Source organism: Sphingomonas profundi (assembly GCF_009739515.1).
In the GTDB taxonomy this organism is placed as follows: Bacteria; Pseudomonadota; Alphaproteobacteria; order Sphingomonadales; family Sphingomonadaceae; genus Alterirhizorhabdus; species Alterirhizorhabdus profundi.
The window spans coordinates 263,086-275,535 of the sequence record NZ_CP046535.1 but is presented as its reverse complement, the minus strand read 5'-3'; the positions used below and the strand labels follow the sequence as shown (position 1 = coordinate 275,535).

Below are 12,450 nucleotides of genomic sequence, written 5' to 3'. Positions count from 1 at the left end.
CCCAGCCTTCTCATGTCAGCCCCTCCACGAGCGAGCGGAACGCGTCGCCACGCGCCTCGAAATCGCGGAACTGGTCGAAGCTGGCGCAGGCCGGCGACAGCAGCACCACCTCGCCGGCCACGGCCACGGCGGCGGCGCGGCGCACCGCATGCTCCAGCGTGCCGACATTCTCCACCACCGGCACCCGCCCGCGCAGCAGCCTCTCGTACATGGCCGCGCTGTCGCCGATCGTATAGGCGCCGCGCACATGGCCGAGATGCGGCTCGCACGCGTCGAGATCGTCGGTCTTGGCGAGGCCGCCGACGATCCAGTGCACCGCCGGATAGGCGGCGAGCGCCGGGGCGGTGGAGGTCGGGTTCGTGGCCTTGCTGTCGTTCACGTAGAGAACGCCCGCCTTCTCCGCCACGCGCTCCATCCGGTGCGGCAGGCCGGGGTAGGTCGCCAGCGCCGCCTCGATCACCGCCTCGTCGATGCCCAGCGCGCGGGTGGCGGCGACGGCGGCGGAGACGTTCTGCGCGTTGTGCGGCCCCTGCAGCGCCGGCCAGTCCTTCTGGTCGCCGGCATCGGCCGCCGTGATCGTCACCAGCCCGCCGACCACCCCCGCCGCGATCGCCCGGCTGGGATCGTCCTCGATCGCGATCACCGCCACCTGGTTGGCCTTCTGCATCTTGAACAGCCGCCCCTTGGAGGCGGAGTAGCCGGCGAACCCGTCATAGCGGTCGAGATGGTCGGGCGTGATGTTCAGCAGCACGGCGACGTCGCAGGCGAGACTCTGCGTCAGATCCAGCTGGTAGGACGAGAGTTCGAGGACGTAGACGCCGGCCCCGTTGGCGTTCGGCGCCAGCGGCTGCTGACGCAGGATCGGCAGGCCGATATTGCCGCCCAGCATCGCCGGCACCCCGGCCGAGGCGACGATGTGGTGGATCAGCGCCGTGGTGGTCGACTTGCCGTTGGTGCCGGTGACGCCCACCACCCGGTGCGGCGGCAGCGATGCGCGCGCTTGCGCGAACAGCTCGATGTCGCCGATCAGCGGCACGCCGGCCGCCTTCGCCGCGCCGGCGATCGGATGCCGGTTGATCGGCACGCCGGGCGACACGACGATGCCGTCGAAGCCCGCGAGATCGATCGAGAGCGGATCGGCCAGCACAAAATCCTCCCCGGCACGGGGAGGGGGATCGTCCGCAGGACGGTGGAGGGGGCGCTCGGCAGATGCTGTTCCTCGCGAGGCAAGTGCGACGCCGCTCTCCCCCTCCACCACGCTGCGCGCGGTTCCCCTCCCCGTGCCGGGGAGGATCTTCGTGCGCGCTTCCTCGTTCGAGTCCCACGCGGTCACGTGCGCGCCGCTTGCCAGCAACGCCTGCACCGTGGCGAGGCCCGAGCGCGCCAGCCCCAGCACCGCATAGCGCTTGCCGCGAAAGGCGGGCGAGGTGATCACCGCAGCTTCAACGTGGCGAGGCCAGCCAGCGCCAGCACGAAGCTGATGATCCAGAAGCGGATCACCACGGTCGGCTCGCTCCAGCCTAGCTGCTCGAAATGGTGGTGGATCGGCGCCATGCGGAACACGCGCTTGCCCGTCCGCTTGTAATAATAGACCTGGATGACGACGGAAACCGCCTCCAGCACGAACAGCCCGCCGACGATCGCCAGCACGATCTCGTGATGCGTCGCGACCGAGATCGCGCCCAGCGCGCCGCCCAGCGCCAGGCTGCCGGTATCGCCCATGAACACCGCCGCCGGCGGCGCGTTGAACCATAGGAAGGCCAGGCCCGCGCCGATGATGCACGCCGTCACGATCGTCAGGTCGCCCGCGCCCAGCACGTGCGGGATGCCCAGATAGCCGGCGAACTTGGCGTTGCCGACCAGATAGGCGATCACGAAGAAGGCCAGGCTGGCGATGATGACCGGCATCGTCGCCAGTCCGTCCAGCCCGTCCGTCAGGTTCACCGCATTGCCGAACGCCACAATCACGAAGGCGGCGAAGAAAATGTAGAGCGGGCCGAGATCGATCACCGCGCCATTGTAGAAGGGCACGTACAATTCGGTGCCGTTGCCGTTCAGGATCAGCCAGGCGGCGCCGCCGGCGATGATGAACTCCAGCAGCAGCCGCACCTTGCCGGATACGCCCTTGTGGCTGCGCTTCTTCACCTTGTCGTAATCGTCCATGAAGCCGACCAGGCCGAAGCCCGACGTCACGATCAGCACGCCCCACGTGTAGCGGTTCGCCAGATCCATCCACAGCAGCAGCGATATCGCCAGCGAGGTGAGGATCATCAGCCCGCCCATCGTCGGCGTGCCCACCTTGGCGAGATGGGTCTGCGGCCCGTCCGACCGGATCGGCTGGCCCTTGCCCTGCCGCACGCGCAGCCAGCCGATGAAGCGCGGCCCGATCACCAGGCCGATCACCAGCGCCGTCATCGCCGCGGCACCCGCGCGGAAGGTGATGTAGCGGATGAGGTTGAGGAGCCCCGGAAACCCGAGGTGCTCGGCGATCAGATAGAGCATGTGGCTGCGTCCGTTACCGCCGAACCGGCCGCCAGCGCCTCGACGAGGCGGGCGAGCCCGACGGCATTCGACCCTTTTATCAGCACGGCGTCGCCCGGTGCGATCCGCCCGAACAGGGGATCGCGGGCGGCGTCGGCGGCGGCCACATGCGCGAAATCGATGCGCCCCTCAAGCGCTTTGGCGAGCGGCGCCATTTCCGCGCCGACGAGCAGTGCATAATCGACGTCCGCCGCCGCGAGCATGTCGGCCAGCGCCGCGTGGTACGCCGGCGAGAGATCGCCGAGCTCGCGCATCTCGCCCAGCACGGCGATGCGGCGGGCCGCACGCTCCTGCCCCAGCAGCGCGATGGTCGCCTTCATCGATGCGGGGTTGGCGTTGTAGCTCTCGTCGATCACCAGCGCCTCGCCGCCGTTCACCGGCACCCGCCGCCGCTCGCCGCGGCCGGGCAGGCCGGCCATGTCGGCCAGCGCGAGGCCGGCGGCGGCGAGATCGCCGTCCACCGCCTGCACCGCCGCCAGCACGGCGAGCGCGTTCGAGACCCAGTGGTCGCCCGGCAGCGCGATCGTGAAGGTCAGCTCCGCCGCGCCGATCCGCGCCGATACCAGCGTGCCGCGCTCCGTCCGCACCGCCTCGCGCACGTGCACGTCGGCGGCGGCGTCCTGGCCGAAGGTGACGATCCGCGCCGCGTGCGGCCGCGCCGCCGCGATCAGCCGGTCGCGGTGCGGGCTGTCGTGCGGCACGATGGCGGTGCCGCCCGGCTCCAGCCCGCCGAATATCTCCCCCTTGGCGTCGGCGATCGCCACCTCGTCGGCGAAGAAGGCGCTGTGCGCCGGCGCGATCGCGGTGACGATGGCGACGTGCGGCCGCACGATGCGGGTCAGCGCGGCGAGTTCGCCGGCATGGTTCATGCCCATCTCGAACACGCCGAAGCGCGCGTCCGCCGGCATCCGCGCCAGGCTCAGCGGCACGCCGACATGGTTGTTGTAGCTCTTGACCGAGCGGTGCGCGCCGCCCGGCCCCGCGCGGTCCAGCGCCGCGAACAGCGCCTCCTTGGTGCCGGTCTTGCCGACCGAGCCGGTGACGCCGACGATCCGCGCCGCCGTCCGCGCGCGCGCCGCTTGCGCCAGCGCGTCGAGCGCCGCCGCCGTGTCCGCGACCAGCACGTGGGGGTGCGCCACCGCCTCGCTCACGATCGCCCCGCCCGCCCCTTGCGCGAACGCCTTGTCGACGAAGCGATGCCCGTCCGTCGCCTCCCCCTTCAGCGCGACGAACAGGTCGCCCGGCCCCACCTCGCGCGAGTCGAACGCGACGCCGTCCACGGCGAAGTCGCCATGCGCGACGCCGCCGGTCGCGGCGGCGATGGCGGCGGCGGTCCAGAGGGTCACAGAAGCCCCTCCCTTTCAAGGGAGGGGTTGGGGTGGGTGACTCCATCACGGGTGATCGGGACCGAACGGGATTCCCCCGCCCCCCGCCTCCCTTCCCTGCAGGGGAGTGGGAACCGCACCCCCCTCATGCCGCGCACTCCCGCGCCACCGATACGTCGTCGAACGGCAGCACGCGCATCGCCTCGCCGCTGCCGACGATCTGGCCCTGTTCGTGGCCCTTGCCGGCCAGCAGGACCACGTCGTCGGCACCCGCGCCGGCGATGGCGGCGGCGATCGCCTCGCGCCGCCCGCCGATCTCGCGCGCGGCCGGCGCGCCCGCCAGCACCTCCGCGCGGATCGCGGCCGGATCCTCGCCGCGCGGATTGTCGTCGGTCACGATCACCAGGTCGCCCAGATCCGCCGCCACCCTGCCCATCTCGGGCCGCTTGCCGGCGTCGCGATCGCCGCCCGCGCCGAACAGCACGATCAGCCGCCCGCGCGTATGCGGCCGCAGCGCCTCGATCGCGGCGCGCAGACCGTCGGGCGTATGCGCGTAATCGACGTAGACGGGCGCACCCGCGCGGGAGATCGCCGCCCGTTCCAGCCGCCCGCGCACCGGCTGCACGCGGGCGAGATCGGCGAGGGTGCGCGCCGGCTCGCCGCCTGTCGCGATCACCAGCCCGGCCGCCACCAGCGCGTTGGCCGCCTGATAGGCGCCGATCAGCGGCAGCTTCACGCTGTGGGTCGATCCGCCGGCGGCGACCGTCAGCGTCTGGCCCAGCGCCGTCGGCTCGCGGCCGACGAGGCGCAGCGCCTCGCCGGCCGCGCCCACCGTGAACAGCCGCAGGCCGCGCTCGGCCGCCAGCTCGATCACCCGCGCGGACGCCTCGTCGTCGGCCCACACCACCGCCGCGCCGTGCCGGTCCACCACCTCGGTGAACAGGCGCAGCTTGGCCGCCAGATAGGCGTGCATCGTGCCATGATAGTCGAGATGGTCGCGGCTGAGATTGGTGAAGGCGGCGGCCGCCACCGGCAGCCCCTCGCTGCGATACTGGTCCAGCCCGTGGCTCGACGCCTCGTAGGCGACGTGGCTCACCCCCTCGCGCGCCAGCCCGCCCATATTGCCCAGGAAGGTGGCGACGTCCGGCGTGGTCAGCCCGGTCGAGACCTGATCCTCGGCGGTCGTGACGCCGAGCGTGCCGATCGAGGCCGCATTGTGCCCCGCCATCCGCCACAGCTGACGCGCCAATTCCACCGTGGAGGTCTTGCCGTTCGTGCCCGTCACGGCGACGACGGTGGCCGGGAACGGCGCGAAGAAGCGGGCGGCCAGCCGGGCGAAGGCGCGACGCGGCTCCGCATCGGCGATGTGCAGCGCGCCTTCCACCGTCACTTCCGGCCGCGCCACCACCGCCACCGCGCCGGCGGCGATGGCGGCGGCGATGAAATCCTCGCCGTTCACCCGCGCGCCGCGAAAGGCGCCGAACACGGTGCCCGGCGCCACCTTGCGATGATCGATCGCGAAGCCGGTGACGCGCGCCGTGGCCACCGCCGCGCCGCTCGCCTGCGCGCCCACGTCCGCCGCCAGCGTGGGCAGGTCACTCGACCGCATGCGGATCGGCCCCCTTCGGCTCCCACAGCAGCGGCAGCAGCTCGCTCTCGTCCACATCGCGCGTCAGGCTCGGCATCACGCCCAGCAGCGGGCCGACGCGGGCGACGGTGCGGGCGATCACCGGGCCGGCCGTCCACGCGGCGGTGGCGTAGCCGAACGTGTCGGCGGTGCCCTTCGGCTCGTCCAGCATGGCGATGATCACGTAACGCGGATCGTCCATCGGGAACACGCCCGCGAAGGTGGAGACGTTGGCGTTCTTGCGGTAGCCGCCGGCCTGCGGCTTCTCCGCCGTCCCCGTCTTGCCGCCCAGGCGGAAGCCGGGCGCGTCCGCCTTGCGGCCGGTGCCCTTCATAACCACCAGCCGCATCAGCTGCCGCATCCGCGCGGAGGTCGCCTCCGATATCACGCGGCGGCCCTGCGGCGCCGCCCCGGGCGGCCGCTTCAGCAGCGTCGCCGGGCGCCACACGCCGCCGTTCACCAGCGCCGCATAGGCGCTCGCCAGGTGCAGCGGCGTCACCGCGATGCCATGGCCGTAGGCGACCGTCATCGTGGTCGTCCGCGCCCAGAATTTCGGCCACAGCGGCCGGCCCTTGGCGCCCAGCTCGATGTCGGCGGGCGCATCGAAGCCCAGCTTGCGGAAGAAGGCGGCGGTGCGCTGCGGCCCGATCTCGTCGGCGATGCGCGCGGTGCCGATGTTCGAGGAGTGGACGAGGATCTCCGGCACGTCGAGGAAGCGCTTCTGCGGATGATCGTCCTTGATCTTGAAGCGGCCGATCTGCAGCGGCACCGTCGCATCGTAGCGCTTTGACATGGAGGTGACGACGCCACTCTCGATCGCGTTCGCCATCGTGATCATCTTGAACGTGGAGCCCAGCTCGTACACGTTCAGCGTCGACTTGTTCGCCAGATCCTCGACCCGGCCGAAGCTCGGCGCGTTCGGGTTGAAGCTGGGCAGCGAGGTCATCGCCAGCACCTCGCCGGAGCGGACGTCAAGCACCAGCCCGCTCGCGCCGATCGCCGAATGTTTCAGCATCGCGGCGTTCAGCTCGGTCTCCAGCGCCGCCTGCACGCGGCTGTCGATCGAGAGCGCGACCGGGCGGCCGCGCCCGGCGTCGGCGGTCAGCCGCGCATCCAGCACGCGCTCCATGCCGGAGGTGGGCCTGCCGTCCTGATCCAGCCAGCCCATCACGTGGCTGGCCAGATTGCCCTGCGGGTACAGCCGCTCCGGCTCCCGCCCCAGTGCGATCGCCGGCTCGCCGATGGCGTTCACCTGGCGGATGATCTCCGGCAGCGCGCGCCGCTTCAGGTAGACGAAGCGCTTGCCGGATCGCAGGATCGCCAGATACTCCGCCTCGCTGCGATCGGGCAGGATCGCCGCCAGCTTCGCCGCGATCACATCCGGCGGGTTCATCAGCTGGTTGGGATGCACCGCGATCGACCAGGCGTCGATCGTCCGCGCCAGGGTGACGCCGTTGCGATCGACGATGTCGGCGCGCGGCGGGATCAGGCCGTAGGTGCTCGTGCCGGCCGGCGCCGGATCGGACGCCACCGCCATCCATACCAGCTTGCCGGCCACCACCGCCGTGGCGGCGATGAACAGCAGCATCATCACCATCAGGCGGAAGTGCGCGACGGAGGTGCTCTCCACCCGCGCATCCGCCTGGCGGACGCGCTCGGGCGGCGCCGCGATCGAGGCGAGCGGGGCGGCGAAGGGCGCGTTCACGGGCGGCGGCTGCCGCGCTCGGCCGTGGCGATGCGGCCGATGTCGGCGAGCGCTCGCGCGTCGAGCGGCCCGGCGGAGAGCATCGCCACCTTCGTCGGCGCCGCCCGCGCCTGATCGCGCGGGGGCCGCATATAGTTGGTCTGGCGCAGCAGCGGCTGCGGCTCGGCCTCCGGCTCCGCCGCCGCGCGCTTCGGCGCGGGCCGGAACGCCACCTGGCGCACCTCGGCACGCGGCGCCGCCGCCTTCTCGACCGGGGCCGCCGCCTTCGTCGGCGCAGGCGTGGGCGCGGACGCGGCGGGCGCCGGCGTGAACGAGGCCTGCCGCACATCCGCCACCACCGCCGTCGCAGGCGCCACGGCGATCGCCGGACGCGGCAGCGAGGGCAACGCCGTCAGGCTCGCCAGGCGCACGTCGCCGCTGATGAACTGCTGCGCGGTCGGCGCGGCGAGGGCCAGCGTCTGCGCGTTCCACCGCTCGATCTGGGCCATGCTGCCGCGCGTGCCCAGCTCCGTCTCCAGATCGCGGATCGCCTTGCGGCTCTGGCCGATCCTGCGCTCCACCCGCGCCAGCTCCGCCCGCTCCGCCGCGACATATTGCGTCACCAGATAGCTGCCGAGCGCCGGCACCAGCGCGATCGCGACCCAGGTGACCGAACGGAAGCGCGCCGCCATCATGATGCAAGGCCTTTCTCTGAGTGGGGCCGGGAGGAGTGGGACCAGGAAGGGTTGGCGGTGCGCCGCGCCACGCGCAGCGTGGCGGATCGGGCGCGCGGATTGCGCGCAACCTCCGCCTCGCCGGCGCGCACCGCCTTGGCCACCGCCTCGAAACTGGGTGCCGGGCCAGCGGCGCCGCCGTCCGGCCGATGGCGCGATCCGCCGGGGGCGGCGCCGCTGCGCTGACGCAGGAAGCGCTTGACGATGCGGTCCTCGCCCGAATGAAAGCTCACCACGGCCAGCCGCCCGCCCGGCTTCAGCACGCGCTCGGCGGCGGCCAGTCCGTCCTCCAGCTCGCCGAGTTCCCGGTTCAGGTGGATGCGGATGGCCTGGAAGGTGCGGGTCGCCGGATCCTTCTTGTCGTGCGGCTTGTGGCCGGTCGCGCGGCGCACGACCGCGGCGAGCTCGCTTGTGCGCGCGATCGGCCGTGCCGCCACGATGGCGCGGGCGATGCGGCGCGATTTCGGCTCCTCGCCCAGCTGGTAGATCACGTCGGCGATCTCGTCCTCGTCGGCGGTGTTGAGGAAGTCGGCGGCGCTTGCCCCTTCCTGCTCCATCCGCATGTCCAGCGGCCCGTCCGCCTGGAAGGAGAAGCCGCGCTCGGCCCGGTCGAGCTGCATCGAGGAGACGCCGATATCCAGCGTCACGCCGTCCACCGCGTCGATGCCGTGCTCCGCCAGCGCCTCGGCCATGCGGCTGAAGCGATCGGGCACCAGCGCCAGGCGGCCGTCGTGCGCCGCGACCAGCGCCTGCCCCTCGGCCACCGCATCGGGATCGCGGTCGAAGGCGATCACGCGCGCGACGCCGGCCGCCAGGATGGCGCGGGTGTAACCGCCCGCGCCGAAGGTGCCGTCGACATGCGTCTCGCCGCCGGCGGGGGCCAGGCCGGCGATCACCTCGTCCAGCAGCACCGGCGCGTGGCGCGGATCGTGCGCGTCATGGGTTGGCGTGGGCGCGCTCACCGCAGGCGATCCGCCAGCATGTCGCGCACGTCGTCGGCCGAGTCCGGATCCTCGTCCGCCATCGCCGCGATGAACGTCTCGGGGTTCCAGATCTCGAAGGTCTCGCCCATGGCGAAGAACAGCACGAGGTTGCCCTTGCCGTCCTCCGCGTTCGGATCGACGCCGATCTTCTCGCAGAGGCGCGGGCTGAGGACGATCCGGCCGTTGACGTCCCACGAGAGATCGTCGGCGCGGCCGAGCATGGCGAGATCCTTCTTCACCGCCTGCTCCTGCTCGATCCCCTCCAGCTTCGCGTGGCGGCGCTCCACCTTGCCGCGCAGCTCGCGGACATACTGGTTCTCGAAGGCGGAGAGGCACGGGCGCTGCCGGTCGCGCACCACGATCACAACCTTGCCGGCATTGGCGTGGCGGGTCTCGCCGTCGCCGGCGGCGGGATCGAAGCCGTCCTCGGCGATCACGCGGCGGTGGCGGGTCTGGATGGTCGCGCGGAAATCGGACGGGACGGAAACCCGCCCCTTCTTGTCGATGGCGTTCAGCGCCCGCCCGCGAAAGAGATCCGAAATCGCCACCCGTTTGCCCCGTCAGCGGCGGGAAACCCCACCGGGCGGCCCGTCTCGCACTCACGCCACGAAGACAGGTCGCCCCCTGCAATCAAGGGGCTAACATGGGGCAGGTGTAGGAACAAATGGTTTCTTATGGGATGGCGTAGTCAAGCCTGTGTATTAGCCGGGTGGCGGCTGTTCGCGAACATGGCTCTTTTCCGCCGTTCTTCCCTTTTTGTTCCTGTGGATAAGCTTGTGCCTATCACTTGATCCGAAATGGCGGATGCGACGAATGTCGCAAGCGGCGATCAGGCCGATCAGCAGCGCCGGCAGCAGCGCGCCCACGCAAACCCATGCGGTCACAGGCGTCCCGACACGCCGCCAGAACACCGACTCGCCGGCGCGATCGCGCGGGTTGGCGGCGAGCCGGTCGAGCCACTCGGCCAGCAGCATCGCATTGTCGCCACCGCGGTGCAGGCGGTCGTCCCCCGCCTCGCCCACGCCAACCCACAGCCGATCGTCCATCATGTCGGCGTCCGCCAGGATCAGCGCGCGGCCGCGCCCGATGCGGCAGTCCGCCGCCCGGCCCTCAGCGAGCAGCCGGCAGCCCGGCCCCACGCGCAGGCGGCCTGCCGCGTCCGTCACGATCCGCCGCACGCCGCCCGTACCCGGTAGATCCACGGTGGCGATGCCCCGAGCCCCGCGCGAGAGGGTAACGTCCCAGCCGGCGAGCAGCGGCGCCAGCGTCGCCCAGCGCGGCGGCCGGCGCGCGTCGCCCGGCGGCGGTCCGCCCGGCCAGCGCAGATCCGCATCCACCAGCAGCACGGCGCCGCCGCCCATGCGCACCCACCCGTCCAGCGCCTCGATCTCGTCCGCGCCAAGCTCGCGCGGCTGCGCGGCGAGCAGGAGGGGCGCGGCGGTCAGCGCGGCGGGCGTGGCGGCGTCGATCGGCCGCAGCCGGAACTCGGCCGCCAGCCGGCGCATCGTCGCGTTGGGCCGCGCGGCGGGCGGCCCGTCATCGGCCCACAGCAGCGGCAGCCCGCTCAGCAGGGTCACGGTCGGCCGCGCACCGGCGACGGGCGGCGGCGGGGGCGGCAGCGCGATGCGCTCGAACAGGCGGCGCGGGCCGGGCACCAGCAGCAGGCCGATGCCGATCGCGGCGCCCAGCAGCCGGGGCGCGCGCGGCTCCGCCAGCCGCGCGGCGACCAGGGCGAGATCGAACAGGGCGGCCATCAGCGCGCCGGCAAGGATCGCCCGCGCCGCATCGCCGGCGATGCGGCCGCCGCCGAGCGACACCACCAGCAGCGCTGCGCTGCCGCTCGCCAGCAGCAGCGCGGCGGCGTAGCCCGCGATGCGCAGCGGCGGCCGCCATCGCGCCATGGCGATCGCCAGCACCAGCAGCAGCGCCGGCCGCCAGGCGAGGAAAAGGGTCACCTCCGCCCGATCCCGATCGAGAAAAGCGCCGAGGGTGAGGCCGAGGACGAGCTCGGCGAGGGCAAAGCCGGCCGCCGCCAGCGCGACCCGCGCGTACGGCCGGTCGATCGCCGGCCGATGCGGCAGCCGCCGATCCGTCGGCTCGTTCCCGGTCAGCGGGCGGCGGGCGCGGCCGGCGGGGCCTTGGCGGAAGGCGGCGCGGCGCTGTTGGTGGTCGCCTGATCGCCGCCGAAGCCGGGCGCCACGCCCAGCTCCGCCAGCGGCTCGCGCGGGGTCTCCACGGCGTTGCCGTCCGCGGCCGGCGTCGTCGCCTGCGGCGGCGCGAGCGGGCCGGTCGTCTGCTCGTTGCTGGTCAGGCCGAAGAAGGCCGCCGCCAGCAGCACCAGCAGGAACACGCAGGCGAGACCTGTAAGGCCGATGCGCACCCGTTGCATCCGCTCGCCTCCCCGATCAGCGGCCACGTGGCGAATCCGTGAGGGCGGGAAGGTTAATCGGCATGGGCGGCAATGTCGATGAGACGAACGGATGATGCGGTGGCCGGCACTGCGTCAGCGCGCCGGCCCCCGCTCGGCCAGCCACGGCGGCACGGCCAGCCCCTTGGCGGCCAGCCATGCGGGGTTGAACAGGGTGGAGAGATAGCGGAACCCGGGATCGCACAGGATCGTCACGATCGTCCTGCCCGGCCCCATCTCCCGCGCCAGCGCCACGGCGCCCGCCACGTTGATGCCGGACGAGAGGCCCAGGCAGAGCCCCTCCTCCATCAGCAGCCGCGTGACCCATTCCATGCCGGCCTCGTCGGAGATGCGGAACGGCACGTCGATCGGCGCGCCGTCGAGATTGCCGGTGATCCGCCCCTGCCCGATCCCCTCGGCGACGGAGCTGCCCTCCGCCTTCAGCTCGCCCGAGCGATAATATTCGTACAGCGCGGCGCCGTGCGGATCGGCCAGGCCGATGGTGATCCGCTCGTCATGCTCCTTCAGCCCCATGCCCACGCCGGCGATCGTGCCGCCGGTGCCGGCGGCGCAGACGAAGCCGTCGATTCGCCCGCCGGTCTGCGCCCAGATCTCCTGCGCGGTGGTACGGATATGAGCCATGCGGTTGGCGATATTGTCGAACTGGTCGGCCCAGACGGCATTGTCCGTCTCCCCGGCGATGCGGCGCGAGGTGTGGACGAAGTGGCCGGGATTGGAATAGGGCGCGGCCGGCACCAGCACCAGCTCGGCGCCCAGCGCGCGCAGCGTGTCCTTCTTCTCCTGGCTCTGCGTCTCGGGCATCACGATGATCGTGCGATAGCCCTTGGCGTTGCCCACCAGCGCCAGGCCGATGCCGGTATTGCCGGCCGTGCCCTCCACGATCACCCCGCCCGGCTTCAGCGTGCCGTTCGCCTCGGCATCCTCGACGATGAACAGGGCGGCGCGGTCCTTCACCGATCCGCCGGGGTTCATGAACTCGCACTTGGCGAGGATCTCGCAGCCGGTGGCGGCGCTGGGGCCGGCGAGCCGCACGAGCGGGGTGTTGCCGATCAGGGCGAGCGAGCCTGACGCGACGGGATTGGGGGCGATGGGCATGGCCGGCGGATAGCCGAGCCGGCCGGGCAGCGG

Annotated in this window: 11 protein-coding genes; all 11 read right to left on the bottom strand. The window is 72.4% G+C overall.

Annotation, left to right across the window (positions count from 1 at the left end):
- Positions 1-10: 10 nt before the first annotated feature.
- The gene (gene murD / locus GNT64_RS01250; RefSeq protein WP_156677873.1) at positions 11-1,435 is read right to left on the bottom strand and encodes a UDP-N-acetylmuramoyl-L-alanine--D-glutamate ligase; all 1,425 of its coding nucleotides are present in this window, start codon (positions 1,433-1,435) and stop codon (positions 11-13) included.
- Positions 1,432-2,502 carry a phospho-N-acetylmuramoyl-pentapeptide-transferase gene (gene mraY / locus GNT64_RS01245; protein WP_156677872.1) on the bottom strand — a complete coding sequence of 357 codons (1,071 nt, stop codon included), beginning with the start codon at positions 2,500-2,502 and terminating at the stop codon, positions 1,432-1,434. Before mraY ends, murD begins: the two co-directional genes overlap by 4 nt.
- Positions 2,490-3,887 (bottom strand): UDP-N-acetylmuramoyl-tripeptide--D-alanyl-D-alanine ligase, encoded by a 1,398-nt coding sequence (locus tag GNT64_RS01240; protein ID WP_156677871.1) that lies wholly within the window; start codon positions 3,885-3,887, stop codon positions 2,490-2,492. The genes mraY and GNT64_RS01240 overlap by 13 nt, the downstream gene beginning before the upstream one ends.
- Positions 3,888-4,011: 124 nt before the next feature.
- Positions 4,012-5,475: a UDP-N-acetylmuramoyl-L-alanyl-D-glutamate--2,6-diaminopimelate ligase gene (locus tag GNT64_RS01235; RefSeq protein ID WP_156677870.1), complete on the bottom strand. Its 1,464-nt coding sequence runs from the start codon at positions 5,473-5,475 to the stop codon at positions 4,012-4,014.
- The gene (locus tag GNT64_RS01230; protein ID WP_479683740.1) at positions 5,462-7,198 is read right to left on the bottom strand and encodes a peptidoglycan D,D-transpeptidase FtsI family protein; all 1,737 of its coding nucleotides are present in this window, start codon (positions 7,196-7,198) and stop codon (positions 5,462-5,464) included. Before GNT64_RS01230 ends, GNT64_RS01235 begins: the two co-directional genes overlap by 14 nt.
- On the bottom strand, positions 7,195-7,872 hold the full coding sequence (locus tag GNT64_RS21470; RefSeq protein ID WP_197277222.1) for a hypothetical protein: 678 nt from the start codon (positions 7,870-7,872) through the stop codon (positions 7,195-7,197). The genes GNT64_RS01230 and GNT64_RS21470 overlap by 4 nt, the downstream gene beginning before the upstream one ends.
- Positions 7,869-8,873, bottom strand: a complete 1,005-nt coding sequence (gene rsmH / locus GNT64_RS01220) for a 16S rRNA (cytosine(1402)-N(4))-methyltransferase RsmH (RefSeq protein WP_231639175.1) — start codon at positions 8,871-8,873, stop codon at positions 7,869-7,871. The genes GNT64_RS21470 and rsmH overlap by 4 nt, the downstream gene beginning before the upstream one ends.
- Complete coding sequence (locus GNT64_RS01215) at positions 8,870-9,442, bottom strand: division/cell wall cluster transcriptional repressor MraZ (protein WP_156677869.1); 573 nt, start codon at positions 9,440-9,442, stop codon at positions 8,870-8,872. The genes rsmH and GNT64_RS01215 overlap by 4 nt, the downstream gene beginning before the upstream one ends.
- Positions 9,443-9,595: 153 nt before the next feature.
- On the bottom strand, positions 9,596-10,849 hold the full coding sequence (locus tag GNT64_RS01210; protein WP_156677868.1) for a hypothetical protein: 1,254 nt from the start codon (positions 10,847-10,849) through the stop codon (positions 9,596-9,598).
- Between the two features lie 152 nt (positions 10,850-11,001).
- On the bottom strand, positions 11,002-11,283 hold the full coding sequence (locus tag GNT64_RS01205; protein ID WP_231639174.1) for a hypothetical protein: 282 nt from the start codon (positions 11,281-11,283) through the stop codon (positions 11,002-11,004).
- A 114-nt stretch (positions 11,284-11,397) separates the two neighbouring features.
- Positions 11,398-12,417 (bottom strand): cysteine synthase A, encoded by a 1,020-nt coding sequence (locus tag GNT64_RS01200; RefSeq protein WP_156677867.1) that lies wholly within the window; start codon positions 12,415-12,417, stop codon positions 11,398-11,400.
- Positions 12,418-12,450 lie beyond the last annotated feature (33 nt).

Bases quoted from the DNA above. Each gene is read 5' to 3' on its own strand.
- mraY (WP_156677872.1), bottom strand. From the start codon at position 2,502: ATGCTCTATCTGATCGCCGAGCACCTCGGGTTTCCGGGGCTCCTCAAC.
- GNT64_RS01235 (WP_156677870.1), bottom strand. From the start codon at position 5,475: ATGCGGTCGAGTGACCTGCCCACGCTGGCGGCGGACGTGGGCGCGCAG.
- GNT64_RS01200 (WP_156677867.1), bottom strand. From the start codon at position 12,417: ATGCCCATCGCCCCCAATCCCGTCGCGTCAGGCTCGCTCGCCCTGATC.
- GNT64_RS01205 (WP_231639174.1), bottom strand. From the start codon at position 11,283: ATGCAACGGGTGCGCATCGGCCTTACAGGTCTCGCCTGCGTGTTCCTG.
- GNT64_RS21470 (WP_197277222.1), bottom strand. From the start codon at position 7,872: ATGATGGCGGCGCGCTTCCGTTCGGTCACCTGGGTCGCGATCGCGCTG.